This window comes from Paraperibacillus marinus (genome assembly GCF_046237605.1).
GTDB classification, from domain to species: domain Bacteria; phylum Bacillota; class Bacilli; order Bacillales; family DSM-1321; genus Paraperibacillus; species Paraperibacillus marinus.
The window spans coordinates 3,322,581-3,348,442 of record NZ_CP143542.1 but is presented as its reverse complement, the minus strand read 5'-3'; the positions used below and the strand labels follow the sequence as shown (position 1 = coordinate 3,348,442).

The window sequence follows — 25,862 nt, the reverse complement described above, 5'->3', positions numbered from 1 at the left end:
GGCTCCTTAATTTTTCTTGTATTATACAGTAACGGTCTGGCGCTGTGGACGGATACGGGATTCAGTCTCTTTATCAAAGAAGTGGACCTTGTTCATGTCCAGTGCAAGATCAAGAGTGTCGCCTGCCTGTACAATCGTACGGGCATCTACGCGGGCAACAAAGTCCTGGCCGCCGAGTTGAGAGTAAAGCATGAATTCTGCACCCATCAGTTCAGCCACTTCAATATGGGCTTTGATGACAGAGTCGCTGGATTCCACAAAGATCGGCTCATCGTGCAGATCCTCAGGACGAACGCCCAGGATCAATTCTTTGCCGTCATAACCCTGTTCACGGAGAGTCTTTAATTTTCCTTCTGGAACAGTTACGGATACATCGCCGATCACAAATTTACCGCCTTGAAGGGTGCCGTTCAGGAAGTTCATGGCTGGGGAGCCGATGAATCCGCCGACAAAAACATTTTCAGGATTTTCATATACTTCTTTTGGAGATCCAACCTGCTGGATGAGTCCGTCTTTCATTACAACCAATCTCGTTGCCATGGTCATGGCTTCCGTCTGGTCATGTGTTACATAAATAGTAGTGGTTTCAAGGCGTTTGTGAAGCTTGGCAATTTCTGCACGCATCTGAACACGCAGCTTGGCATCCAGGTTTGAGAGCGGCTCATCCATAAGGAAGACCTTAGCATCACGGACAATGGCGCGGCCAAGTGCAACACGCTGGCGCTGACCGCCTGATAGTGCCTTTGGTTTCCTGTCGAGATACGGATCCAGGCCAAGGATCCTTGAGGCATCTTTAACCCTTCTGTCAATTTCAGCTTTTGGCATTTTACGAAGCTTCAATCCGAAAGCCATGTTATCATAAACCGTCATATGCGGATATAGGGCGTAGTTCTGGAACACCATCGCGATATCGCGGTCTTTTGGCGGCACATCATTCACAAGCCTGCCATCGATATGGAATTCGCCTTTTGAAATTTCCTCAAGGCCGGCAATCATACGAAGTGTCGTAGATTTCCCGCAGCCCGAAGGACCGACGAATACGATGAATTCTTTATCCTGGATATGAAGGTTGAAATCGGAAACTGCTGTTACTTTATTATCATAAATTTTATAGATATGGTCTAAGCGAAGTTCTGCCATTTTTATAACCTCCTGATTTATATGTAACGATTATAAATTGATTGTATGACAAGCCGGGAAATAACGATATGTAAACGTGCACAAAAAGAATGGACACCCTTTAGGCAGGGTGCCCAATTCTAAGCAGATGACAAGGCAATCAGCAGGTAGGCAGCCAGTGCATCCTGGAAGGAGCGGATGTCAAGGCCCGTCCTTTCAATGAATTTATCAATGCGGTATTGCAGACTGTTGCGGTGCATGAATAGTTTCTTGGCAGCAAGGCTCGCATTTGAGCTGCATTCAATATAGGTCTTTACTGTCTCGATAAGTTCATCATCCTTGATCACATCACCGAGCAGACGCTCAATGAACCAATCCTTCTTATCCTGCACCAGCCCTGAAGCAAGCAGGAAGGGGAATGTATTTGCAAGGCCCTGAAGCCTGTAACCCGGCACATACTTTTCTCCAATTGAAAAACATTGTTTCTCCAATTCAAATTGTTCTCTGAGGGAGGAATCCAATGGATAGAAAGAGCCGATGAATAAGCGGAACTGGATATAAAAATCGCTTTCGAGCGCGGCGAGTACCGGCTCCAGATCACCTTTTCCCAACGTATCGGTTGTCATGGGTTCAATGAGCACACCGTTTTTATCTGAAGACCAAATAATGACGGAACCTGAATCAAATAAGGTGTGAAAAGCTTCCTCTGCAGCCGTGCGCTCACTGTTTTTGCTTAATACGGTAAAGAAAATAAAGCGTACCGTCTTCCATGTTGCCTGTGGCAGGTGCCGGGAGCTGCCGGTTAAAAATCGTTCCCACTGCTCAGCCCCGCTGAGGAGCTGAAAGCTGTCATCCCCGGGGTCCAAGGCAGTGAACATCATTCTTAAAAGTTCCAGCTCACCCCCGGCTGCCGAATCCTTCGGAATGCCAAAGCATATGTCAGAGGATGTGGTAAAATAATGGTAGTCCTCATAAAAAGGGGAGGCAGCCTTGTGAATGATGAGGCCGGGGTATTTGATTTTTAGTTTATTAATCATAGGAGCCTCCGGAATATCTGGATTATTCGTAAACATGGAACAGCATGAGCTCATGGATATAGCTCTCGATATTAGCCGCATCATCTGCAGGCGGGGTATCAGATTTCCATTCTATCCGGCCGTCTGAATGATAAATGGCGGAATAATGGCGCTGTTGGTAATAAAACTGAATCTTCCAGCCTGGTATGGAAGCATCTTTAAAAAGGCTTTCATATGTAAAATGTGATATCATACGTATCCCTCCATGCTACCATTATAATTCTTAATATTATGCCAGTCCATTGATTGCAGGATGCTTACAGGGGGAGCCGGGTGCAGGATCGTGCATAATTCACGTTTATGTATCATAGGGTAGAATTCAGGCATTCCATCAAACATCCATATTATTATTTGCAATCGATGAGGATAACATGTTAACGTAACCTGTAGCTAAAATGCTTAGGATTTACCAGAAAAGCCCAAAGGGAGGAATTTACATGAGCAACAATATATATGATGCAGCCTATGAGTTGGAAAAGGCGATCAGACAGAGCCAGGAATTTAATGATCTAAAGCAGAGGTTCTCTGAATTGAATGCAGATCCTGCTTCTAAAAGCATGTTTGAAAACTTCCGCAATGTCCAGATGACAATCCAGCAGAAACAGATGGCTGGACAGGACATCTCCCAGGAAGAAATTCAGCAGGCACAAAAAACGGTAGCGCTCGTACAGCAGAACCAAACCATTTCCCGGCTCATGGATGCAGAACAGCGCATGAGCATGATCATCGGCGAATTGAACAAAATCATTCTGAAACCGCTGGACGAAACATACGGAACACCAGACCAGCAATAACAGGGGCCCTCTCATGAATGAGAGGGTTTTTTCATGGGTTGAGGGGGGACTGACCCCATTTCCCGGAAATGGGGTCAGTCCCCCCTCAGGGAATCTTATGTGCCGGGTGTTTCATCTTTCCACCACGGGTGAACAGGTTCTAGCCCCCGTTTTTCCGTCATATGCATGGTTATAACATAGAAGATGGGGGAGATCATCATGGTGTATCGTTTGTTAGCCGTTAATATAGATGGAACACTGCTGCAATCGAATGGGAAGGTGCATAAAGCGACAAGGGATGCGCTGGAGTATGTGCACCAGAAGGGCGTGCTTACGGCTCTTGTCACCTCGAGGAATTTTGCATCTGCCAGGAAAGTGGCTAAAGCACTCCGGATCAAGCCGCTTCTCGTCGCCCATCAGGGTGCATATGTGGGAACTGTCGATAAGCCGATTTTGATACGAAGGATTTCTGAAGAATTGACGCTTGAACTGGTTAAGCTTCTGGAAACATCTTCAAGCCAGATTAAGCTCTATCATGAAAAATATATGATGGGCAACCGGGTGAACCTGCCGGAAAATCTGATTGGCAAGGCGTCCTATTATAAGAATGAACCTTATTTTTACTCCCACCAATACGTAGATATTTTAAGCGAAGCACTTCATACCAATCCTGCAGCACCGCCCAAAATAGATGTGATTTTTGAAGATGAAAAGGAAATGGATGAAATGATCGAAGTGCTTCAAAAAATGTTTGATGAAATAGACTGCATCAGGATGAACAAAAATGTTTTTACCATTGTTCCTGCAGGTGTGTCAAAATGGGCTGGACTGCAATATCTGGCACAGCATTATCAGATAAAAAAGAAAGAAATCATGGCCATCGCCGATGGGGCGGATGATCTGGAACTCATTGAACACAGCGGGCTTGGCGTTGCGATGGGCAACTCCGTGCCGGAAGTTAAAGCAGCAGCCGCGTGGCAGACCAGAACAAATGACCAGCTCGGGGCAGCTTATACCATTAAAGAAGTGTTCCGCAGGCAGCCGCAGATCGCTGCCATGGACAGGGAAAAAGAAGTGAAGGTAGAGAAATAGCACTGTCACGAGATGCCGCCTTTTTTAGAGGGGGGATCTTTTTCTGTGGAAAAGGGGCGGAGCTGCATGGATTATAAGGCTTCCTGCAGCGGGGTGCGCACATCATGCATCTTCCTGGCATTCCTGGTGTGTCTTGTTCCGCTCCACCGCCTTATTGTGTTAGTTCCTGCTCTTCTCTATGTTTTTTTCCAGGCATGGGTTGTGAGTAGAAAACTCATGTTGGTTTACTGTAGATAAAACCTTCAGGCTATATAGAGGCCAGTTACTCTCATTGACCCCTCCTCCTCGATTTTGTACACTAGTAGCAGCCGCGTGGGAAACTAACAAACAACCCCATGCAAATTTAATGGGATAACCAGGTGATAAAATGCACATTTATATTAAAGGGATTCATGATGAAAGACTGATCAGGCCTTTTACCAATATAGCCAATCTATTTTTCGAGACGTCAAGCGTCGGCTTTACTGATGACGGAGAAGCTCAATATATAGTGGAATTTTCCGTGGAGGATCTTTCCTCACGCATAAAGGCTGCTGCCAGTCTTAGAGATTTGGCGGGAGGTTCTTCATGGAGTGTTTTAATTGATGAAGAATTGCTGCATCATGAGACGGAAAAAGAACTGTTCAAGCAAAAAAAGAACGCATTCAGCAAGGCATATCTGTCACTTCTGCAGGAAGCCACCGGGATGGAGCAGAAGTGGGGGATCCTGACCGGGATCCGTCCGACCAAGCTCCTTCATAAGAAAAACCAGGAGGGTGCTTCCATCAATGAAGCAAGGCAGGAGCTTCAGGAACAGTACATGATTTCTGAAGAGAAAATCGAGTTGATGCAGAAAATCGTAGACAGGCAGCTCAGTGTCGTTCCGGATCTCTACAGCTTAAAAGAGGAAGTCAGCATTTATGTCGGCATCCCTTTCTGTCCGACAAAATGTGCTTATTGCACCTTCCCCGCCTATGCAATCAACGGGCGTCAGGGATCCGTGGATTCCTTCCTTGGCGGACTCCACTATGAGATGCGGGAAATAGGCAGATGGCTCACTGAAAATGGAATCAGGATCACCACAGTGTATTACGGAGGAGGCACGCCTACAAGCATCACAGCTGAAGAAATGGATATGCTGTATGAGGAAATGCATCAATCATTCCCTGATGTGAAGAATATAAGGGAGATTACCGTGGAAGCGGGCAGGCCTGATACCATTACCAGTGAAAAGCTTGATGTCCTGAATAAATGGAATATTGACCGTATCAGCATCAACCCTCAATCTTATATCCAGGAAACATTGAAGGCGATCGGCCGCCATCATACGGTGGAGGAGACTATAGAAAAATACTGGCTGGCCAGGGAAGCAGGAATGAACAATATTAATATGGATTTGATCATCGGGCTGCCGGGAGAAGGAACCTCTGAATTTGAACATACCCTGTCGGAAACAGAAAAATTGATGCCGGAATCGCTTACCGTGCACACCCTTTCCTTTAAAAGAGCATCTGAAATGACACGGAACAAACGCAAATATCAGGTAGCTTCAAGGGCTGAAGTGGAGGATATGATGGGAATGGCGGAGCATTGGACAAAAAGCCATGGATATTTCCCGTATTATCTCTACCGCCAGAAAAATATTCTCGGAAACCTGGAAAACGTCGGTTATTCTGTTCCGGGACAGGAGAGCATCTATAACATCATGATCATGGAAGAAATGCAGACGATCATCGGCATCGGCTGCGGAGCAGCAAGCAAGTTTGTGCATCCGCAAACCGGCGGAATCACCCAGTTTGCCAACCCTAAGGATCCAAAGTCCTATAATGAGAGCTTCAAGAGTTATACAGAGCAAAAGATCAAGCTCCTGGAGGAAACCTTCCATAAGCAAAACGCCTGAGCCCTTTAAGGGCTTTTTTATTTGTCAGAAAATACCGAAAATTTGTGGAGAAAACAAAGGATAAACCTGTACATCAGCAGAATTTATAAGTATAACCTGATGACAGGAGGAATGAGTTATGATGAACGCTCCATTGCTGATGGCACAGATGCTGGAAAGGGCTGAGAAATATTTTTCAAAAAAAGAGGTGGTCTCAAGAACCGACGGGGGAATTCACAGGCTGACCTATAAAGAAATCGGCCAGCGGACAAGAAGGCTTGCCAGCAGTCTTAAGGGACTAGGAGTTCAAAGGGGCGACCGGGTCGGTACTCTCAGCTGGAATCATCACCGCCATCTTGAAGCATATTTTGCGGTTCCGTGCTCAGGAGCAGTACTTCATACGATCAATATCCGCCTTGCGCCGCAGCAGATCGCCTATATCATCAATCATGCCGAAAACAAGGTGCTGCTCGTCGATGCCGATATCTGGCCGCTTATTGAAGCCATTAAGAACGAAATTCCCACAGTCACCGCCTTCATTATCATGACCGATAAGAAGGAGCTTCCTGAAACTGTTCTCCCTGTCTATCATTATGAAGAACTGCTTGAAAAAGGTGATCCAGCCTTTACATTTGCCCGCGATCTGGACGAGAATGCTCCTGCCGGTATGTGCTACACCTCCGCTACAACAGGAAACCCAAAAGGAGTCGTTTACACACATAGAGGAATTGTGCTTCACAGCATGGCCCTGGGGCTCGCAGACAGTGCTGCGGTCAGCGAGAAAGATACCATGATGCCAATCGTGCCAATGTTCCATGTTAATGCATGGGGACTGCCCTTTGCCTCCGTCTGGTTCGGAACAAAGCTCGTGCTTCCCGGCCAGTACTTCACCCCAAAACTTATCGCCGAGCTGATTCAGCAGGAGAAAGTGACATTGTCAGCCGGAGTCCCGACCATCTGGCTTGGACTTCTAAAAGAAATAGAAGAGAATACTTACGACCTGTCAAGTCTTAGAGGGCTGATATGCGGAGGGGCAGCCGCTCCAAAGGGCATGATCCGCTCATTTGAAAAAAAGCATAACATCCCTTTCATGCATGCATATGGAATGACGGAAACAAGCCCGGTCGTCCTGGTCTCCACCATAAAAAGTTATCAGGAAGACCTGCCTGAAGAAGAAATACTCGAATTGAAGGCCAAACAGGGAGTTTTGATTCCGGGACTTGAGATAAAGGTGGTCGGCCCGGATGGGGAAGTAAAGGCTGATGGCAGGGAAATGGGCGAGCTGCTGATCCGCGGTCCATGGATCGCTTCTGAATATTATAAGGATGAGCGTACAGGAGATTCCTTTAAGGATGGGTGGCTTCATACAGGCGATGTGGTGACCATCGATGAAGAAGGATTTGTGAAGATTGTGGACAGGACGAAGGATCTGATCAAAAGCGGGGGAGAATGGATATCGTCCGTAGACCTGGAGAATGCAATCATGGCCCATGATGCTGTCTTTGAAGCTGCAGTCATCGCGATCCCTGATGAGAGATGGCAGGAGCGGCCGGCTGCATGTGTGGTGCTCAAGGAAAACCATAGGGCAGAAAAGGAGGATATCATTGAATTCCTGAAGCCGCAATTTGCCAAATGGTGGATACCGGATGAGGTGATATTCATGGATGAGATTCCGAAAACGTCTGTGGGTAAATTCCTGAAAAGGACGCTGCGTGAGCAGGCAGTCAACAGCCTAATACAAAAATAAGAAATGTGACAAAATTCTTAATTTTCTTCATATGTTTTTTAATTCCACTCATGCCCATGTATAATGAACGTATATTCATTATAGAGGAGGCACAAAATTGGAAGCGGATACAATGACAGCGCAAAGTCTGGTAACAGTGTCCTATAGTGGAAGAATGGCTGAAGTTGAACTGAACAGGCCGGCATCCCTGAACGCATTGAATCTGGACCTGCTGAGAGAACTCGTGCATGTCCTAAAAGGCATGACCGTAGATGAAAACATCGACATGATTGTCCTGAAAGGGAGCGGAAGAGGCTTTTGCTCAGGCGGGGACATAAAATCGATGATGGAAGCAGCTGACGACAGCAGCTTCTTCTCAATGATGGAGGTTATCAGCGACCTTGCCGTGACCTTGTATTGCATGCCAAAGCTTACCCTTTGCGCCATTCACGGTGCAGCTGCCGGTCTCGGCCTCAGCATAGCCTTAGCCTGCGACCACATCATCGCACAGGCAGACAGCAAAATAGCCATGAATTTTATTGGAATCGGCTTAATCCCGGACGGCGGAAGCCACTTCTTTCTTGAACGGAAAATCGGTGAAACCAAAGCGAAAGAATTAATTTGGGAAGGAAAAGTCCTGAATGCCGAGGAAGCCCTGAAAAGAAATCTCATCCACCAGATCACAGATGACCTCAACACGGCAGTGAACCAAAAAATAAACGAGTGGAAACAAAAACCAGTATCCGCCATGATCAAATCCAAAAAAATCCTGGCAGAAATCAACCGGCCCAGCCTCCTGAAAATCCTTGAACTCGAAAAACACGGCCAGCTAAAAATGAGAAAAACCCACGACCACCAAGAAGGCATCCAAGCCTTTATTGAAAAGAGAGCACCAAAATTTATTGGGAAATAAAAAAGCGGAAAGCGGTGCTTTTCAAAAGAATTCTAATATATAGCAAAATGTAGCATCGGACACATTTTAAAAACAAAATGAAGTAGAAAAGCAGAGGTCCGATAGGCATAAGAAAATCCCCCGCAAAAGGAGCCCTTTGCCTTTAGCGGGGGATTGCTTATGACCGAGGACCTCAGCTTGGAGCTGGAATAAATAAAAAAGCGGAAAGCGGTGCCTTTCAAACAAAATAAATAACTGGCAGAATGTAGTACTCAATGAAATTGAAAACAAAATGAATCAGAAAAGCACACATCCGACAAAAATAAAGCAGGCGGGCCATGAGAAGCAATTTATCTTCTCGCGGCCTGCCTAATTTTTTTAATGGGACTGTAGGGCTTAGCTGAACCCTCCCATATAACCTTCATAATGAATCCTGTCAATCAGCCTTCTATTTTGTTGTCTTTCCATATACAAATAAAAAAAATCCCATGCGAAAGCATGGAATCAACGATGAAATAAAACGAGCTTACCGGCTGGGGATGTACAGCGGTGGGTGTACTCGGCATAGCCTTTTTCCTGGAGGAGGCTTGTGCCGTGCTCCTTGGCCTGATCATCCGTTTCGGCCTGTATGGTTTCATCCAGGAGTTTTTCGCCGGAGGTATCGAATACGGTCAGTTTGTAATTTTTCATATGAAGTTCCCCTTTATTTATGTTTTCTGATTTTTCTTTTTTATTGTGGCATAGGATAGATTTAATTGTAAAGGTTTGAGAAACAATTGCGGAAACCCTTGTTTAATTACAACTCTTTTACTAACATGGTATGTGTTAATGGAATTTTATTCCTGTGAGAGAGGGGAAAGGGGGGAGCGAATTGGTTCTTGAAATTAATCAAGTATCAAAACGGTTTGGCAGTTTTACTGCAGTAGATTCATTGAGTATCCAAATCCCTGAAAAGGAAATGTTCGGGTTCCTTGGAGCTAATGGTGCGGGGAAAACGACGACGTTCCGGATGATATTAGGTCTGTTGACTCCGAGTTCAGGGGAAATCCTATGGAATGGCAGGATGGTGGATTATTCGACCAGCCCGCTGATTGGCTATCTTCCTGAGGAAAGAGGGCTGTACCCTAAGCTTTCGGTGAAGGAGCAGATTGTATACCTGGCCCGCCTGAGAGGTATGGAGAAAGCAGAGGCGTTAAAGGAGCTTGAATATTGGCTTGGCCGCTTCAAGGTTCCTCAGTATATGAATAAGAAGGTAGAAGAACTTTCGAAGGGCAACCAGCAGAAAATCCAGGTTATTGCCGCCATTATACATAAGCCGAAGCTCCTGATTTTGGATGAACCGTTCAGCGGGCTGGATCCGGTAAATGTGGAGCTCCTGAAGGCAGCCGTGAAGGAGCTGAAGGAAAACGGGACCACCATCGTGTTCTCGAGCCACCGGATGGAGCATGTTGAAGAACTATGCGAAAATCTGTGCATCATGCATAAGGGTAGCCCTGTGGTTTACGGTGCGTTGAAGGATATAAAAAGGTCCTTTGGGAAAAAGAATCTGACCATACATGCCGATTTTGATTTAGGCTATCTGAAAAACTTTGATGGAGTGGTCAAAGTGAAACAGACACAGGAAGGGATTTCCCTTCAAATCAACCGGGAAGAGGCGGCCCAGGACATTCTGAAGGATATCGCAGGCAAAGGGTTCATCAGGAAATTCGAACTTGAGGAACCGTCATTGAATGATATTTTCATAGAAAAAGTGGGTGCGGCATATGAATAAATTCTGGATTATATTTTGGCATACATTTATCACTAAAGTGAAGGCGAAATCTTTTATCATTACGACATCCATCATGGTAGTGCTGCTGTTAGGAGCAGCCAACCTATCGAATATCACTCATTTTTTTGAAGGAGATGATGGACCGGAGAAAGTCGGGATTGTGGATGAAACTGGCTCTTTATACGGCATTCTCGCCCAAGAGCTGGCAACCCAGAAGGCGGACTTCAAACCGCTCCAGGTAAAGGATGAAAAGGCGGCCCAGATGCTTGAGGAAAAAGGCGATGTGACGGGATACCTCCTGCTTGCAGAGGATAGTGAGGGCCTGCCGGCGGCTGCCTATAAATCAAGCAGCATATCTGATACACCCTTGAACACTCAGCTGGAATCTGCGCTCCAGCAGGTCAAGACCGTCCTGGTAACACAGAAGTTCAACTTAAAGCAGGAGCAGATTGCCGAGCTCTACAAACCGGTTCCATTTGAGCTCGTCCCCCTGAAAAAGGATGCCAAAACAGAGGAAGAACTGAGTCAGGCAAGGGGAATCGTCTATATCATCCTGTTTGTCATTTACTTCTCGGTCCTGATGTATGGAAATATGATCGCAACAGAAGTGGCTCAGGAAAAGACATCAAGGGTGATGGAAATCCTCGTCTCCAGCGTATCACCTGTGACACAGATGTTCGCTAAGATCCTCGGGATTGCCCTTGTTAGCCTGACACAGCTTGCTATATTCTTCTCCATTGGCTATGGGGCCATCAAGAAGAACATGGATACACTAAATGGCGGCGGGGTCCCCTTCTTCGGATTTGATAAGCTTCCGACGGAAACACTGTTTTATGGGATATTGTTTGCGATGCTTGGCTATTTCCTATATGCGACACTTGCAGCGTTCCTCGGCTCGCTTGTCAGCCGGGTAGAAGATCTCCAGCAGACGATCGGCCCGATGACCTGGCTTGTTGTCATCGGATTCATGCTGGCTGTCTTTGGCCTGGGTGACCCGGATCTTACATTTGTAAAAATCATGTCCTTCGTTCCATTTTTCAGCCCGATGCTCATGTTCCTGCGGGTCGGAATGCTTGAGATCCCAGTGTGGGAGGTGGCGCTCTCTATCGGCATACTGATTGCCACCATCATAGCGCTTGCTGTTTTCGGTGCAAAGGTTTATAAGGGCGGCGTCCTCCTTTACGGAAAATCCAGTTCATTCAAAGACATTAAAAAAGCATTATCGCAAAATTGAAAAGAACCAGGTCCGGCAGCCATTTTTGCTGCCGGACCTGGTTCTTTGTTTTGGGGAGCATCCTGCCCTTTTTGTCTGTGGAACAGGGGCGGAGCTGCATGGATTAAAAGGCTTCCTGCAGCTGGGTGCGCACATCATGCGTCTTCCTGGCATTCCTGGTGTGTCTTTTTCTGCTCCACCGCCTTATTGTGTCAGTTCCTGCTCTCTCTATGTTCTTTTCCATGCATGGGTTGTGAGCATAAAATCATGTTTGTTTTCTATGGTAAAATAAAGGCGGGCCGAAAGGCTTTTTATATGGGAAAGGATGCTGAGCAATGAAAGAAGTGACCTTTATACATACGGCAGATCTGCATTTGGACAGCCCTTTTCTGGGCATCAGAAATATGCCTGGGGAAGTGATGCATAGATTGAGGGAGGCGACCTTTACAGCGTTTAAAAAGACAGTGGATGCCGCCATCCTGTTAAAAGTGGATTTCATGGTGATAGCCGGGGATTTATATGATGGTGAAAATAGAAGCATCCGTGCCCAAGTGCGTTTTCGGAAGGAAATGGAGAGACTTTCAGAACATGGAATCGGGGCATACATCATTCACGGAAATCATGATCATTTGACCGGCAGCTGGGTGAAGCTCGATTTCCCCGGCAATGTGCATCTGTTTTCCGGGGAGTATGAAAGAAAGGTATTCAAAAATCGTGAAGGTGCCATTGTCCATCTTTATGGCTTCAGTTATCCGCACAGACATGTGGTGGACAGGATGGCCGTCCGTTACGTCAAGGAAGCCGGAGCAGACTTTCATATCGCCCTCTATCACGGGAGCTTGGAAGGAAGCACGGGCCACGGGCAGTATGCCCCCTTTTCGCTTGGTGAGCTGCTGGAGAAGGATATGGATTACTGGGCGCTGGGCCACATCCACAAGAGGCAGGAGCTCCATGAATTTCCGGCTGTGGTGTATCCCGGCAATATCCAGGGGCGCCACCGGAAGGAAGAAGGAGTAAAAGGGTGCTATTTTGTGAGGATGTCAGAGAATCTGATAGAAAAAGAGTTCATTGAAACCTCCGATATCATATGGGACAAGCTTAAACTGGAGAGTGCCGGCGATATATCATTCGACGGCCTGCTCAGGCTTTGTGAGGAAGGGATACAGGCGAGGGTGAAGGAAGGCTGCGGTGTGCTGCTGAGCATCGAAATGAATATAGAAGCGGGCGGAGGCTATCCGGTCTCATTTGCGGCAGATCTGCTATCGGTCCTGCAGGAAAACCCGCTGGATGAAGATTTTATCTGGCCGTATGAGCTTAAGCTTGTTGAGGCAGCACAGGTGTCTTCAGCTCCCGCGAATCCATTCCTGAAGGAGCTTGCCGGCCTTACAGGCGGCCCGGAAACCCAAGATGCGCTGGCTGCCCTTTTCAAGCACCCGAATGCGCGGAAGTTCCTTGAAGAACTTGAAGAAGGCGAACTGAGGGAAATACAGGAAAACTCTTTGAATATGGTTCTTTCCCTTTTGCAAGGAGGATTGAAATGAAAATCATTGAGCTTCATATTTATGGATATGGAAAATTAGAAAATGTCTCCTTTTCAAGCCTTTCAGATCTCCAGGTATTTTTCGGCGAAAATGAAGCCGGTAAGTCCACGCTGATGTCATTCATCCATAGTATCCTGTTTGGCTTTCCGGGAAAAAACCATAGTGCAGCCCGATATGAGCCCAAGCAATCCATGAAATATGGGGGCAGATTGGTCTTGGAATCAGCTGTACACGGCAGGATTACTGTGGAAAGGGTAAAAGGGAAAGCATCAGGTGATGTGACGGTCATCAAAGGAGGGCAGGCTGCCGGGGGCGAGGAAATGCTTGCCTCTCTTCTGGGCGGCCTTGACCGGGCATCTTTCCAGTCCATTTATTCATTCGACTTATCCGGACTGCAGAACCTGCAGAAAATGAGTGAGCAGGATATTGGGAAATATCTGCTTTCAGCAGGGATGATGGGTACAGATGCAATCCTCACGGCTGAAGCCAGGCTGCAGAAAGAGATGGAAACCCTTTTTAAGCCTTCCGGACAAAGGCCGGCACTGAACGTACAGATAAAGGAATTACGGCAGCTGCAGGGCGAGCTTAAGAAGTCGATGGACAGCCAGAAGGAATATGCAATCCTCCACGCTGAATATCTGAACCTGCAGCAAAATCTAGAAGCCGTAAAGCGGCTGGCAGCCGAGACTGAAGAAAATATATATATGTATAAAGAGTTTATCCGGATGCGCCCGCTTCTCAGAGAAAAGGAATTTCTTTCAGCAAAGCTCGAAAAATCAAGGGAGTATACTTTCCCTGAAGACGGTCTGGAACGGCTGCAGGAGTTTCTCCATTCCAAAAATCACTATGAAGCAGAGGAGGCTGCCCTGAAAGCAAGGGAAGAGGAAGTCCGGAGAAAACTTGGCTCCTGCACGCCTGACTTCGGCCTCCTGGAAAAAGCGCCGGAGATCGAGCCCCTGCTGGAACGGCTGCCCGTCCTTGAACAGAGGGAAATGGAGCAGGAACAGCTGAAGCAGAAAATTAAACAGCTCAAACAGGAAGCAGAATCCATCCTTCGGGATGCAGGTTATCAAAAAGATATCGGAGAAGTCATAAGTGCTGATACAAGCATGCTGCGGAGGGAATCCCTGGCAGCTCTTGATGCGAAGAGGCAGCAGAGCCTTCATACAAAGGAGCAGCTTGAAGAACGCTTAAAGACAGAAGGGGAGCAGCTTGAACAGACAGAAAAACAGGTAGTCTCCATGGGCTCCCAGCTGCTTCCGGAAGATGAACGGGAAAGGTTAGAGATAAAATCCGACAGCCATAAAAATGCGGACATCCATCTCGGCAGAAGGAGGATGCTTGAAGAACAGATCGAAAAGGCTGAATCACGCTATAAAAGGCTGACTGAGGAGGAGGGGAGACGCCGCCGGAGGACTGGATACGCACTGGGTGCGGGAGCTGCCGTGGTTCTGGTTCTGGCAGTATATGCCCTGCTCGCAAAGAATTATTCAAATTTTGGATTTGCGTTTGGACTGGCAGCGGTGGGTCTGCTGATCAAATTCCTGCAGCCCTCGCATTCAATCCTCGCTGACATGAAGGATGAGCTTAGCGTGCTCAGGGCAGAAGCGGAAAAGCTGGACGCCAGGAGCAATCCTTCCGGCTGGGATCCTTCATTAGAATCCTTATTGGAAAAAGATAAAGAGCTGTCGCGGAGGATCAGGGAAAAGGAAATCCAGAGAGAGGAACAGGAAATGTCCTTCAACCGGATCATCGACGCATTTGAGAATTGGGAGAAGGAATGGGCCCAGCTCGAGCAAAAGACAAGTGAAGAGTATAAGGGGCTTGGATTTAGCGGGACTTCCCTTCATGGCAGGCAGTTAACATTCTTTTTTGATGCGATTCAGAAAGCAAAAACAGTCCTTAAGCAGGCGGGCCAGATGCAGGCAGAGCTGCAGGAATCGATGGAAGGCGTCCAAGGCAAAATCCAGGCAATCAATGGATATGCTGCAGAGCTTGGAATCGGACATTTTTCCTGGCGGGAAGGAGCGGCTTCACTGAAGACTGCCATCCGCCAGGCAGCAGACGACTTCAATAGATGGCAGCAGATTCAAAACCAGCTGGAGAGCATGGGGGAAGATCTGAGCAGCCTGGGGGAAAAGAAGGCGTTCATAGAACGTGAGATGAAAACTCTGTACCGCCTAGCCCATGCAGAAGGAGAGGAAGAGTTCAGAGGGCGGCACAAAGCTGTTCAGGAGAGACAGGCAGACAAAGCGAGACTCGCTGACATAGAGGTACAGCTTGCCGCCTTTACTCTCAGCCGCTCAGCTGCTGCTGAATTCAACAGCAGGAACATAACCGAAATGGATACAAGAAAGCTGGAGGATAAACGGAAAGAGCTTGCTGAAGATATGGGCCGTCTATTAAAGCTGGCGGCAGAAACAGAAGCAAAAATCAAGACGCTCGAAGAAGGAGGAATCCACTCAGAACTGCTGCACCGATTCCAAGAAAAGAAGTCAGCTTTTCGGGAAGAGGCGAAAAAGTGGGCAGAATATGCGCTTGCCCAAAGCCTTCTGAAAAGGACAGTCTCAAGGTTTATGGAAGAAAAGCTTCCCCGGGTTCTGAAGAAAGCGGAAAGCTATCTATCTTTCCTTACAGAAGGATCTTATACGGCCATTCATATGAAGGATGAGAGCAGTGGAGTCCTTCTGCAGCACAAAAGCGGCTTGATGTATGAAGCTTCAGAAGTAAGCAGGGGTACGGCTGAACAGGCCTATACTGCAATCCGACTTGCTCTTGCCCTTCATGCCTCCCAGGAAGAAAGCTTTCCAATCATCATCGATGATGGCTTTGTTAACTTTGATCAAAAGAGAACCGAAAGAGTGCTGGCGCTCCTGGAGGAGCTCAAAGATGAGCATCAAATCATCTTCTTTACCTGCCATAGCCATATTGCCGGAGCCTTCAAAACAGGCAGTGTGATCTCCCTGAGCGGAAGCGGGACTGCTGCTGGGCGGTAGGAATCCCTGCCTCTGGCGGGGTTCCGTCCTTTAAGAGCCGCCGCCCGATATGATATACTATCAGTACTAATGTTACGGAGGAGAAGAACAGGATGGAAAAAGGAATCGTACATTACGGAGTCGGTGAATCATTCGATGCCTATATGTTTATAAAAAGCAGTGTGAAGGGGACAGCGAGTAACGGGAAACCCTTCTTGACCCTGTATCTATCAGATAAAACCGGTGACATTGAAGCAAAGCTCTGGGATATCAGCGATGATGATGAGAAAAAATATTCTCCGGAGAGTACGGTCAAACTATCGGGAGAAGTTCAGAATTACCGCGGGAGAAGCCAGCTGAAAATCCGCAATATCAGGCTTACGAATGAAAATGATTCTATTAATCTGGCAGAATTAATACCGACGGCGCCGCTCAGCCAGGATGTAATGGCAGATAAAATCACTCAATATATATTCGAAATGAGAAATCCCAGCATACAGAGGATAACGAGGCATCTTTTGAAAAAGCATTATCAGAAGTTCCTTACATATCCCGCAGCGACCAAGAACCACCATGAATTCATGTCCGGACTTGCTTATCATGTTGTAAGCATGCTGGATTTGGCCAAAGGAATCGCTGAACTTTATCCAAGCCTTGACAGAGATCTTTTGTTTGCAGGAGTCATCCTTCATGACCTCGGGAAAGTCTACGAGCTCTCCGGACCTATCTCGGCCGCTTATACCGTAGAAGGAAACCTGCTTGGGCATATCACCATCATGGTCAATGAAATCGGCAAGGCAGCAGAAGAATTAGGGATACAAGGGGAAGAGATCATGATTCTTCAGCATCTTGTCCTTTCACATCACGGCAAAGCCGAGTGGGGCAGCCCCAAGCCGCCGATGATCCGCGAAGCGGAAGTCCTGCACTATATTGACAATCTGGACGCGAAAATCAATATGCTGGACCGGGCACTAGAGCGTGTGAAGCCGGGAGAGTACACAGAGAGAGTATTTGCCCTCGATAACCGTTCATTCTATAAACCGTCGTTCCACGAATAAGAATATGCCTCCTCCTGGAGGCATATTTTCATTTCTGTTGAAAAAGTAGTCCATCAATGGACAAACAAGTAAATATTTTAAAAAGCTCCTCAAACTTACTAGGTTAGAGGAGGTTTTTTTATGCTTTTCTCTTATTCCTCGCAGGAAGTTGAACAGAAAGAACAGAGCTTTCTATCTCCAGGCCTATCATTTTCAACAGGACTTAGTCAAGATGGATTGGCACCATCTGTTTTAGATGCAAAAAAGTATTACCCCAAACAAAATGGCCGGCCCTCTGTAGATCCCGTCATACTGATAAAAATCCTTAACATTCAGTCGCTAGAAGGCTTCCGCTCTGTACGCTTTACCTGTAAACAAGTTTAACAAAATGTGACTTTTCAGGAATTTCACCCTTTACAAGGATCCCTCACCATTCCACCATCTCCAGGTTTCTATCAGAACGTCTTGGAGGTTTGAACACCTCTTCAAGGAGCATCTCATTAGGATAATTCGGGATGGATTTCTCGCTCAAGAAACATGGGCCGCAGAGGAAACAGAATTAAAGGCCCATGCCAATAAACGAATTCGTGAGGTTGAGTATAAGGAGATGGTGCTGGAGGAAGACGGGAATTTCAGAGGTGTAGTACATGCTGTCCTTCATTCAATGGAACAGGCTTACTGGGAAATCAATTTAATCTTATATTATCCTCCTGAGGATTACTGTCACTTTGTGGTTAATAAGACTCTCTTTGAAAGGAAAATGGAAATCACTATCACTGGTCTGTATGAGATAATTCTATCGAACGTTTCCTGATATATAGAGGGAGATATTAAAAGCGGCCTTTGCCAGGGCTGCCTTATTTTTTTTGCTGTAAACAAATAGTACAGGCAGTTTAACTATGTACATTTTACCAATTATAAGTTTGCTGTTAAGGACTAGTAAACTGTTCCGATATATAAGTGTATTGGGTGGTGAAGGACCCTGAATTTAAATGTTCCAATCTTGCACCGGTGCCGGTTCATTTTTATTTATATCAAAACGGAAGAGTTCATCTCACCTTCCGTTGGCAGTCATTTATAACAATTTATTCACATCACAATATGGATAAGGCTCTTAGTGGCCACCAGAGATAGACAATAATAAGGAAAGTAAGGGAAAAGGAAATGAAATGGTTTTTCAATCTTAAAACTTCAGTCAAGTTAATTTCATCATTTATATTGCTGGCTGTTATTGTAGCTGGGTTAGGGATTTATGGATTGACTAATATGAATTCATTGAATGAAGATTTGAATTTTATGTATGAAGAACGAGTCGTCCCAATCAGCCAGCTTGGTGAAACAGAAACTTCCTATCAGAGGATAAGGGTAAACATCCGTGATTTAGTTATGGTGGCTAAGACGCCGGAAAAGAAGGATGAATTCCAAAAAACAATCAGAGAAATACAAAAGGATATGGAAGATAATATCAAGTCCTACGAAAACACATACATGATAGAGCAAGAGAAAAAACGTATAGATGAGTTAAAGCCAGCTCTAGATGCCTATTATGTATATTTAGAAGATGCAATTAAATTAGGATATCAAAATGATGTTGAGGGCTATCTGAAAATGGCTCCTGATTTTAAGGCAGCCGGAGATCAAGCACAAAGCATCATCAGGGATTTAATCGACTTTAATATTGATTTGAGCAGGAAGTCTGCTGAAGAATCTAATGCCCAGTTCAGTTCTGCGCGGCTGTATACCATGGCTGTTATAGCAGCAGCCGTAATTTTCAGTATTGTTTTTGGATATGTTCTTTCGCAGATCATTTCAAGACCACTTAAAAAGGTTGTTGATTTAGTCGGTGATGTTGCACAGGGAGACTTGTCTAAAACAACGGATATACATACCAAGGATGAAATCGGGGTCCTGGCAGCATCTGTTAATGACATGATCGTAAATCTGCGTAATACAGTAGGCAATATCATTCAGTCAGCAGAAAGTGTCGCTGCCTCCTCCCAGGAAATTTCCGCTACAACGGAACAGATTGCAAGCGGAGCTACCAGCCAGGCGCATGATGCACAGACCATTACTGAATTGTTTACACAGATATCTAATGGCGCTGAAAACCAATCCAATGATTCCCAAAAAATGGCCGGCCTGTTTAAGGAGTTAAACGGAATAATTGATTCAGTCGCTAAAACGGCACAGGAAACGGCAATTATCGGGGAAGACCTGGCGAAGCAGTCTGAAGTGGGCGGCAGGGTCGTAAAGACGTCAATTGAGGGGATGACAGAGGTAAGTGAACAGATGTCTCTCTTGGAAAAAGAGGCAAACAAAATTGGCGATATTATTAAGGTGATAGATGATATATCCAGCCAGACGAATCTGCTTTCGCTGAATGCAGCAATAGAGGCGGCGCGTGCAGGGGAGCAAGGCAAAGGGTTCGCAGTGGTCGCGGATGAAGTCCGTCAGCTTGCAGAAAAAAGCAGCGAGGCAACAAAGGAAATATCAGATATCATTAAAGGTATTCAGAATAGAACACAAAGCAGTGTTGAGGCCGTAAAGGAAGGGGTGAATAACTCCCATAAAACTGGAGAGGCATTTAGCACCATTGCACAGATGGTAGCCCATGCTTCTGCTAAAGTAGGAGAAATCCAGACAGCAAGCAAAGCACAATCAGCAAAATCAATGGATGTGTTGACATCAATTGAAAGCATTGCTGCATCAAGTGCCCAGCAGTCTGAACAGGCATCCGAAGTAATGACAGCTGTCGAAAGTATCGCAGCGGCTAGTGAAGAATCAGCAGCGGCAAGCGAACAAACTGCTGCCACCTCACATTCTTTAGCCAATCTAGCGGAAGAATTAAACCATTCCGTTTCTATTTTCAAAGTAAATAATTGAGTATAAATAATATTTATTAGAGCATATTTTCAACACCGTGCAGTCGACTCTCTGCACAATTTTATCATTGGGCCTAACTCCGCTCGTTACAGAAAATTGGTCTCCACCTCACATAAAAAAATATAGAAGATTCCGTATGACTTTTCAACCAATGAAAACCCTGTAAAATTCACAGGAATTTCATTTACGAACTTGTTTTTCAACAACGTGAGAATATGCCTCCTTCTGGAGGCATATTTTATTTTTCGGAAGCATACATTGGTGGAAGAAAAAGGACAGCCTATTTTGAGGGGGGACCATCATGCCGGTATGGGTATGGTTTGTGTTGGCAGGGATTGTCAGCAGTGCGATCATGACGGTAAAAACGGCCAGGGAAGACCGGAGGCAGGAAATGGCATGGATTGAAGAGGAAGGAATGAAGTTCATGAACAGGATGGAAGAAGAAAAAAGAAAGCGCAGCGGCCTCCTGGGAGATGACGAGGAAGTGGAACAACAAGAAATCATTATATAGGCAAAAAAACAGGCGGAACCTGGTTCCGCCTGTTTTTTTTGCATTATTGCTGCTGCTGTGGCTGTGCCGGTGGTGCATCCAAAGCCTTTTTAAGGTCTTTGTCCTTGATGTCTACATCAGCTGCTTTCAGTTCCCGGTCCATCGCCTTTTGAACGACTTCTGGAGTAAGCTTGGCCACTTTCACCTGATAGGTAAGCTCTTTTTTCATATCTTCGAAGGATTTCTTTTCTTTTTTGTCAGTAACCTGGATGATGTGGTAGCCATGCTCTGACTTTACAGGTCCGCTGATCTGGTTTTTTTCCAGCTTATAGGCAGCTGTTTCAAATTCAGGAACCATCTTGCCTGGTCCGAACCAGCCAAGGTCTCCGCCTTGTTCCGCAGATCCTGGATCTTTGGAATACTTCTTGGCCAGGTCTTCAAATTTTTCGCCCTTATCAAGCTTCTGCTTCACTTCCTTGGCAGTCTTCTCATCCTGAACAAGAATGTGGCGGGCTTTGATCTCCGGCTTAAAGTTATCGTAAGCATCCTTCACTTCTTTATCTGTCGCCTTTACATCTTTGACAGCGGCTTTTTCCTGGAGAAGGCCGATCTTGAAGGATCTCTTCAGATCGTTTTCATCCTTGTAGCCATACTGCTGGAGGGCAAGGTCGAACTGCGGTCCAAGCTCCTGTTTCACCTGGTCGACTTTTGCATTAACATCCTTTTTGGATACTTTATATTTGTCAGAAAGAACTTCCTCATATACAAGCTCCTGCAGGACTTTATTTCCATAACGAGTCTTCATGGCTTCATATAGCTCGTCCTTTGTTACTTCCCCAGACTTTGTTTTAACGATTTCATCGGAGCTTCCGCCATTATTGCTGCAGGCTGTCAATCCGATAAGCCCGGCTGTAACGGCAATGGATAATGCCCATTTTTTCATGCTTTAACAACTCCTGTTTTGTTATTTCGGGTCTATGTAAAACCCACAAAGATAACTATAACATAAATCACAACAGAGGGAAAAAATTTATGGAAAGATTGGATTTTTTTCAGTATACCTGGTTAATCTGCCTAATCAAGGAAAGGGTAGATACATATGATAACTTGAAATGAAATGGTAAAGGGCGAAGATGCTGCCGTCAGGCAGAAGCATTCGGCAGACCATTCCATTCGGAACAGGTCAAAGTCCTTTTTTAAGGGAAAGGAGGAAAAAGCATGTCAGGAGCTTACGGCGGAGGCTTTGCGTTACTGGTTGTACTCTTCATCCTCTTAATTATCATTGGTGCAGCCTGGTGGGGTTATTAAATAAACAAAAAGGTGAAGCATCGGCGCTTCACCTTTTGACATTGATATCATGTAAACAGTGTTTCAATATATGAGGAAATCAGCAGAATCGTGATAAGAATATTAATGGTACGGAATACTCCCGGCTGGCGTTCTTCGGGGATTTCTTTCTGTATGCATAAAGAAGCGGTCATTTGGTTTGTAAAATATAAGATAAACATAGCTAGAAGACTAAAAAACAGTGATATCAATCCGAAATCCCCCCTTGAAAAATGACAATTGTATAAATACGATAACAAAATTTTAGTTAAAAAGATAGTAGGAGACCTTGAGGGAACTGTATTTTTTAATACTGAGGACAGGGAGATTCCTGCATTTCTTTTGGAGGATAGGAAGAGGATGGAGGCAGGTGATTGTGAAATATCGAACATAGCTGACTGGCAGAAAAAGCGGATCAGCCTTCACATCCGCTTTAGTAAAAACTGGAATATTCCTACAAGGAATTCAGATCCTTTACCGTTTCCTTTTTCTCAAGGGTCCCGTTGATATCCGTAAACTCTTTTTCAATATTCGCGAAGGAGGCTTCGAATATTTCCATAAAGTCCTCTCCGTATATATTGCGGATGACAGCCATCATTTCAAGCATATCCGGGAATTTTCCATATAGCTTGCGCAGGGGAAGTGCGCCGCTGAAGGCAGCATTGTTTGAAGGTTCGTATGCTTCCATGAGGCTGAGCAGAATCTTTTCTCCATCAGGAGTTATTTGGATATAAGTATTACGTTTATCATTTTCTTTTTTTGAAAACTTAAGGAGTCCGCGTTCCTCGAGCTTTTTGGAAAAGTTAAAGGCAGTTGAAACATGCATAACCCCAAATTTTGCCACATCGGAAATAGAAGCCCCATTAAGATGGTAGGCAATCCATAGAATATGATGCTCATTGATATTTAAGTCATAAGGTTTGATCCATTGCTGCCAGTCCTTTTCTATCGATTTCCACAAGGCTTTGCTTAACTGGGCTATTCGTTGGCTGAATAGCATGGCTTCTTTCATAGAGTAATTGTTTTCAGGCATGTTTGATTCACCCACTTTTTAGTAATCTGTTTATTAATATTATGACAATAAAATAAAAACATATAAAGTAAAATAACAAAATTTTTTGACTTTAAAGAATAACAATATGAAAGAAGAGCAAAAAAGGCTTTAAATAGATGGGTTTTATGTCTTACGGTTAGCAGTTCAATTATTGGCGGCTAGCAAGACGGCGGGAGGGTGGCTTTTATTTCCTTTTATTACGATAACATTGCTGAATCAGCTATACAGTTTGAAAAAGGCTTGGTTCCCCAAGCCTTTTCACACTTTCCTGCCTGTTCATTCGGCCGATTATTTTTCTGAAGGAGAAGGTTTTTTTACGACACCTTCAAGCTCCTGAATGGCTCCTTCAATTTCAGCAATCCTCATCTGGATTTCTTCCTTGTGGGGCTGGATGTCCTGTTTCCAATTTTCCATCAGGTTCTTAATCTCAGCTGAGAAAGCTTTCACACTTTCCTTGCTCGTCAGGGATGCGGACACTGCCTCATTCTTTACATCCATCGCCTTGCCCTTGATTTCCTTAAGAAGGTCAAGGATTTCATCCTTATTATCCTGTATTCTTTTCTTTAATTCCCTGCCAGAGGAAGGGGTGGTCAATAGAGTGCCTGCTCCGGCAGCGATAGCTCCGGTCAATACCCCCAACAATAACGATTTCACTTTCATGCGATCACCTCATGATTTACAATTTTCTACATAAAGAAGAAAAACCCTTTTTTTATAGTAGCAAAATAATAAATTTCTTCTCCGTATTTGTATATCACAAAAACATTATCTTAAAACAACTTATTTGAAATTGGCAGGAAAATTTAGTGAAAATCTGCCAGCCTAAGGGAAATGGCGCTCTTTAAAGTATATGGCTGCAGCCCAGGTTTAGTGCGCATTTTCGTTGTTCCCTGAAAGTTGGCAGATAAAAAGCCGCCCGGTATTAAAGGGCGGCTTGGTAATTAATTTTTAATGGCCGGCTGCAGATTTGAACGCCTCAGAATCTTGGTGACAATCGGATGTATCACTGCCATTGCAACAATATTGAAGACCGCGGCAGGCAGGACGACTGCTGCAAAAAGTCCCATAAATCCTGCTGAACCCGGAAGTCCGGAAATCAAGAGCGCAGTGCCAAGGAATATCGCCCCGGAAATTAGTGTACCAATTCCGGTCAAAGCGCAGACCGCAAAGATGGACTGACTTTTCTTTATGGCGGTAAACAGCATATATACAAGGAAGGCTGTTGCAAATTTATCGATAATATTAGGTATCAGTCCGCCTGGGAATGTAGAGGTAATGCCAGAAAGGATCCCCGTCAAAAGTCCAAGCAATAAAACGTTCTTTTTTTCAGTGAATAAAAAAATCCCCAAAAACATCATCACGAGCATGAGGTCCGGCTTCATGCCAAGGAAAAATCCCGGAATGATTAAATGAAGGACTGCTCCGATCCCAACCAATAGTGAAAGGGATACAAGTGTTTTCGTATTCAATTCTCATCTCTCCTAAGCTTAGCTAAGCTAAAATGTATTTCTCCCCCGACAGTGCACTCATTGCCTGGCGCGAAGAGATTATGTTGTGAATTATACCACGATTACCTGGAAAACACTAATTCTTTTTCCTGAAGTTCTCCATGAATGTGATGAGTCTTTCTACATGGGCGGACGGGACAGCATTGTAGATGGACGCCCGGCAGCCTCCTATTGACCTGTGGCCGCTAAGTCCGGTGAATCCGGCCTTTTTGGCTTCTGACAAAAATCTCTCTGTTCTTCCTCCATCTGGCAGGGTGAAGGTTATGTTCATAAGGGATCTGTGAGCAGACTCGGCATGTCCTCGATAGAAGCCGCCGCTTGTATCTATTGCATTGTACAGCATGCCCGCTTTTTCTTCATTCATCTGTTCAAGTCCGGCGGTGCCGCCTTGTTCTTCTGCCCATTCCAGCACAAGGGACAACAGGTAAATGGCGAATGATGGCGGAGTGTTGTAGAGTGAATTGTTTTTATGGTACGTATTATAGTCAAGCATTGATGGCAGGTTTTTCATCTCTCTGCCAATCAGGTTCTTGCGGATGATGACGAGTGTAACGCCGGATGGCCCCAGGTTTTTCTGTGCACCAGCGTATATGAGGCCGAACCTCGATACATCAATTGTCCTGCTCAAAATATCGCTCGACATATCTGCGACAAGCGGAATAGTGCCGCAATCGGGGAATTCCTTCCACTGTGTCCCATAAATCGTGTTATTGCTTGTGATGTGCAGATAAGAAGCGCTGCTGAAGTCTGAAAGGCCGCCTGTTGAAGGTATATACGCATAATTTCCAGCCTTTGAGGAAGCGGCTATTTGCGGACTGCCGAGCTTTTCTGCTTCGGCAAGCGCCTTTTCCGACCAGGAACCTGTAAGGACATAGGAACCGCTTTTATCGTCTGTTCCAAGATTCATTGGGACCATTGTAAATTGCAGGGATGCACCGCCCTGGATGAATAAAATATCATGGGTGTCAGGAATGCCCATCAAACGGACAACGCGGGCCTTGGCACCGGCCAGGATAGATTCGAATTCACTGCTGCGGTGGCTCATTTCAAGGACCGACATCCCTGTGCCGCCAAAATTCAGCCATTCTTTCTGTGCCTTTTGCAAAACCTCAAGCGGCAGTGCAGCAGGTCCTGCATTAAAATTAAGAGCTCTTTCCATGGTTATCCCTCCGCTTTAAATCACTAAAGTTTATTGATTTATCGTAACAGAAGGCACAGTGCTTGCAAATGATAAATACTAAAAATTCAAAAAATATAAGCAAAAAATGAAAAAGCCCGCCGTTGGCCGGCAGGCTGAATCGTCTGTAAGGAGATAAAATGTTTAAACAGATTGATTGGAGCGGAAGGTGCGAGACTCGTGGTCTGGCTGCAAGACTTTCGACCTTCGAATCATAAGTCAATCAATACATGGGAAGAAAAACGCTTCCCACGACCTGCTCGCCCTATGCTTGGCTTACGAATAAGCGCAACTGCTTCTCAACGATTGCGCCCGCCAATCAGCAAGTCTTCTTTCGCTAACGCATAAGTG

General features: G+C 45.4%; 22 protein-coding genes and 1 pseudogene. 14 read left to right on the top strand and 9 right to left on the bottom strand.

Annotated features, from left to right (window positions below; all coding sequences use genetic code 11):
* Positions 1-21: 21 nt before the first annotated feature.
* The 3 genes from V1498_RS16895 to V1498_RS16885 all read right to left on the bottom strand — a co-directional run bounded on the left by V1498_RS16895 (position 22) and on the right by V1498_RS16885 (position 2,388).
* Positions 22-1,140 carry an ABC transporter ATP-binding protein gene (locus tag V1498_RS16895; RefSeq protein ID WP_409294832.1) on the bottom strand — a complete coding sequence of 373 codons (1,119 nt, stop codon included), beginning with the start codon at positions 1,138-1,140 and terminating at the stop codon, positions 22-24.
* Between the two features lie 119 nt (positions 1,141-1,259).
* Complete coding sequence (locus tag V1498_RS16890) at positions 1,260-2,156, bottom strand: PucR family transcriptional regulator (protein ID WP_409294831.1); 897 nt, start codon at positions 2,154-2,156, stop codon at positions 1,260-1,262.
* A gap of 22 nt (positions 2,157-2,178) precedes the next feature.
* A complete protein-coding gene (locus V1498_RS16885; protein WP_409294830.1) occupies positions 2,179-2,388 on the bottom strand; it encodes a YheE family protein in 210 nt (69 codons plus the stop codon).
* Between the two features lie 244 nt (positions 2,389-2,632).
* Between V1498_RS16885 and V1498_RS16880 the strand changes: the two genes are divergently transcribed.
* The 5 genes from V1498_RS16880 (at position 2,633) to V1498_RS16860 (ending at position 8,557) form a co-directional block, all read left to right on the top strand.
* Positions 2,633-2,989, top strand: coding sequence for a YlbF family regulator (locus V1498_RS16880; protein WP_409294829.1), 357 nt, complete (start codon positions 2,633-2,635; stop codon positions 2,987-2,989).
* Between the two features lie 198 nt (positions 2,990-3,187).
* Positions 3,188-4,060 carry a Cof-type HAD-IIB family hydrolase gene (locus V1498_RS16875; protein ID WP_409294828.1) on the top strand — a complete coding sequence of 291 codons (873 nt, stop codon included), beginning with the start codon at positions 3,188-3,190 and terminating at the stop codon, positions 4,058-4,060.
* Positions 4,061-4,427: 367 nt separating this feature from the next.
* Positions 4,428-5,939, top strand: a complete 1,512-nt coding sequence (locus V1498_RS16870) for a coproporphyrinogen III oxidase (RefSeq protein ID WP_409294827.1) — start codon at positions 4,428-4,430, stop codon at positions 5,937-5,939.
* 118 nt (positions 5,940-6,057) lie between these two features.
* Positions 6,058-7,665 carry a long-chain fatty acid--CoA ligase gene (locus V1498_RS16865; protein WP_409294826.1) on the top strand — a complete coding sequence of 536 codons (1,608 nt, stop codon included), beginning with the start codon at positions 6,058-6,060 and terminating at the stop codon, positions 7,663-7,665.
* Between the two features lie 112 nt (positions 7,666-7,777).
* A complete protein-coding gene (locus tag V1498_RS16860) occupies positions 7,778-8,557 on the top strand; it encodes an enoyl-CoA hydratase (protein ID WP_409299327.1) in 780 nt (259 codons plus the stop codon).
* Positions 8,558-9,040: 483 nt separating this feature from the next.
* Here the strand turns inward: V1498_RS16860 and V1498_RS16855 are convergent, their stop codons facing one another.
* Positions 9,041-9,226 (bottom strand): YhzD family protein, encoded by a 186-nt coding sequence (locus V1498_RS16855; protein ID WP_409294825.1) that lies wholly within the window; start codon positions 9,224-9,226, stop codon positions 9,041-9,043.
* 181 nt (positions 9,227-9,407) lie between these two features.
* Between V1498_RS16855 and V1498_RS16850 the strand changes: the two genes are divergently transcribed.
* The 8 genes and pseudogenes from V1498_RS16850 (at position 9,408) to V1498_RS16815 (ending at position 20,467) form a co-directional block, all read left to right on the top strand.
* Entirely contained in the window at positions 9,408-10,307 is a 900-nt protein-coding gene (locus V1498_RS16850) for an ABC transporter ATP-binding protein (protein ID WP_409294824.1), read from the top strand.
* Entirely contained in the window at positions 10,300-11,541 is a 1,242-nt protein-coding gene (locus V1498_RS16845; protein WP_409294823.1) for an ABC transporter permease, read from the top strand. The genes V1498_RS16850 and V1498_RS16845 overlap by 8 nt, the downstream gene beginning before the upstream one ends.
* A 314-nt stretch (positions 11,542-11,855) precedes the next feature.
* Positions 11,856-13,061 carry an exonuclease SbcCD subunit D gene (locus tag V1498_RS16840; protein ID WP_409294822.1) on the top strand — a complete coding sequence of 402 codons (1,206 nt, stop codon included), beginning with the start codon at positions 11,856-11,858 and terminating at the stop codon, positions 13,059-13,061.
* On the top strand, positions 13,058-16,057 hold the full coding sequence (locus tag V1498_RS16835; protein WP_409294821.1) for an AAA family ATPase: 3,000 nt from the start codon (positions 13,058-13,060) through the stop codon (positions 16,055-16,057). Before V1498_RS16840 ends, V1498_RS16835 begins: the two co-directional genes overlap by 4 nt.
* Before the next feature lie 92 nt (positions 16,058-16,149).
* Positions 16,150-17,094 (top strand): 3'-5' exoribonuclease YhaM, encoded by a 945-nt coding sequence (gene yhaM, locus V1498_RS16830; RefSeq protein WP_409294820.1) that lies wholly within the window; start codon positions 16,150-16,152, stop codon positions 17,092-17,094.
* A 255-nt stretch (positions 17,095-17,349) separates the two neighbouring features.
* Positions 17,350-17,454: pseudogene (locus tag V1498_RS16825) on the top strand (transposase); the annotation flags it as partial.
* A 783-nt stretch (positions 17,455-18,237) separates the two neighbouring features.
* Complete coding sequence (locus V1498_RS16820) at positions 18,238-19,956, top strand: methyl-accepting chemotaxis protein (protein ID WP_409294819.1); 1,719 nt, start codon at positions 18,238-18,240, stop codon at positions 19,954-19,956.
* A gap of 301 nt (positions 19,957-20,257) precedes the next feature.
* Positions 20,258-20,467, top strand: coding sequence for a sporulation YhaL family protein (locus V1498_RS16815; RefSeq protein ID WP_409294818.1), 210 nt, complete (start codon positions 20,258-20,260; stop codon positions 20,465-20,467).
* Positions 20,468-20,510: 43 nt separating this feature from the next.
* On the opposite strand, the gene V1498_RS16810 is transcribed toward V1498_RS16815, so the two are convergent.
* Positions 20,511-21,389 carry a peptidylprolyl isomerase gene (locus tag V1498_RS16810; RefSeq protein WP_409294817.1) on the bottom strand — a complete coding sequence of 293 codons (879 nt, stop codon included), beginning with the start codon at positions 21,387-21,389 and terminating at the stop codon, positions 20,511-20,513.
* A 275-nt stretch (positions 21,390-21,664) separates the two neighbouring features.
* Here V1498_RS16810 and V1498_RS16805 point away from each other — a divergent pair, with 275 nt between their 5' ends.
* The gene (locus V1498_RS16805) at positions 21,665-21,754 is read left to right on the top strand and encodes a YjcZ family sporulation protein (RefSeq protein ID WP_409294816.1); all 90 of its coding nucleotides are present in this window, start codon (positions 21,665-21,667) and stop codon (positions 21,752-21,754) included.
* A gap of 472 nt (positions 21,755-22,226) precedes the next feature.
* On the opposite strand, the gene V1498_RS16800 is transcribed toward V1498_RS16805, so the two are convergent.
* From V1498_RS16800 to serC, 4 genes are all read right to left on the bottom strand, one after another.
* Positions 22,227-22,805 carry an HTH-type transcriptional regulator Hpr gene (locus tag V1498_RS16800; protein ID WP_409294815.1) on the bottom strand — a complete coding sequence of 193 codons (579 nt, stop codon included), beginning with the start codon at positions 22,803-22,805 and terminating at the stop codon, positions 22,227-22,229.
* A 309-nt stretch (positions 22,806-23,114) separates the two neighbouring features.
* A complete protein-coding gene (locus tag V1498_RS16795) occupies positions 23,115-23,486 on the bottom strand; it encodes a YtxH domain-containing protein (RefSeq protein ID WP_409294814.1) in 372 nt (123 codons plus the stop codon).
* Between the two features lie 281 nt (positions 23,487-23,767).
* On the bottom strand, positions 23,768-24,295 hold the full coding sequence (locus tag V1498_RS16790) for a tryptophan transporter (RefSeq protein ID WP_409294813.1): 528 nt from the start codon (positions 24,293-24,295) through the stop codon (positions 23,768-23,770).
* 115 nt (positions 24,296-24,410) lie between these two features.
* Positions 24,411-25,493, bottom strand: a complete 1,083-nt coding sequence (gene serC, locus V1498_RS16785) for a 3-phosphoserine/phosphohydroxythreonine transaminase (protein ID WP_409294812.1) — start codon at positions 25,491-25,493, stop codon at positions 24,411-24,413.
* Positions 25,494-25,862 lie beyond the last annotated feature (369 nt).

Coding starts and splice junctions, on each gene's coding strand:
- V1498_RS16875 (WP_409294828.1), top strand. CDS start 3,188: ATGGTGTATCGTTTGTTAGCCGTTAATATAGATGGAACACTGCTGCAA.
- V1498_RS16815 (WP_409294818.1), top strand. CDS start 20,258: ATGCCGGTATGGGTATGGTTTGTGTTGGCAGGGATTGTCAGCAGTGCG.
- V1498_RS16890 (WP_409294831.1), bottom strand. CDS start 2,156: ATGATTAATAAACTAAAAATCAAATACCCCGGCCTCATCATTCACAAG.
- V1498_RS16835 (WP_409294821.1), top strand. CDS start 13,058: ATGAAAATCATTGAGCTTCATATTTATGGATATGGAAAATTAGAAAAT.
- V1498_RS16845 (WP_409294823.1), top strand. CDS start 10,300: ATGAATAAATTCTGGATTATATTTTGGCATACATTTATCACTAAAGTG.
- V1498_RS16855 (WP_409294825.1), bottom strand. CDS start 9,226: ATGAAAAATTACAAACTGACCGTATTCGATACCTCCGGCGAAAAACTC.
- V1498_RS16810 (WP_409294817.1), bottom strand. CDS start 21,389: ATGAAAAAATGGGCATTATCCATTGCCGTTACAGCCGGGCTTATCGGA.
- V1498_RS16865 (WP_409294826.1), top strand. CDS start 6,058: ATGATGAACGCTCCATTGCTGATGGCACAGATGCTGGAAAGGGCTGAG.
- serC (WP_409294812.1), bottom strand. CDS start 25,493: ATGGAAAGAGCTCTTAATTTTAATGCAGGACCTGCTGCACTGCCGCTT.
- V1498_RS16795 (WP_409294814.1), bottom strand. CDS start 23,486: ATGAAAGTGAAATCGTTATTGTTGGGGGTATTGACCGGAGCTATCGCT.
- V1498_RS16840 (WP_409294822.1), top strand. CDS start 11,856: ATGAAAGAAGTGACCTTTATACATACGGCAGATCTGCATTTGGACAGC.
- V1498_RS16880 (WP_409294829.1), top strand. CDS start 2,633: ATGAGCAACAATATATATGATGCAGCCTATGAGTTGGAAAAGGCGATC.
- V1498_RS16805 (WP_409294816.1), top strand. CDS start 21,665: ATGTCAGGAGCTTACGGCGGAGGCTTTGCGTTACTGGTTGTACTCTTC.
- V1498_RS16860 (WP_409299327.1), top strand. CDS start 7,778: ATGACAGCGCAAAGTCTGGTAACAGTGTCCTATAGTGGAAGAATGGCT.
- V1498_RS16800 (WP_409294815.1), bottom strand. CDS start 22,805: ATGCCTGAAAACAATTACTCTATGAAAGAAGCCATGCTATTCAGCCAA.
- V1498_RS16895 (WP_409294832.1), bottom strand. CDS start 1,140: ATGGCAGAACTTCGCTTAGACCATATCTATAAAATTTATGATAATAAA.
- V1498_RS16820 (WP_409294819.1), top strand. CDS start 18,238: ATGAAATGGTTTTTCAATCTTAAAACTTCAGTCAAGTTAATTTCATCA.
- V1498_RS16870 (WP_409294827.1), top strand. CDS start 4,428: ATGCACATTTATATTAAAGGGATTCATGATGAAAGACTGATCAGGCCT.
- V1498_RS16885 (WP_409294830.1), bottom strand. CDS start 2,388: ATGATATCACATTTTACATATGAAAGCCTTTTTAAAGATGCTTCCATA.
- yhaM (WP_409294820.1), top strand. CDS start 16,150: ATGGAAAAAGGAATCGTACATTACGGAGTCGGTGAATCATTCGATGCC.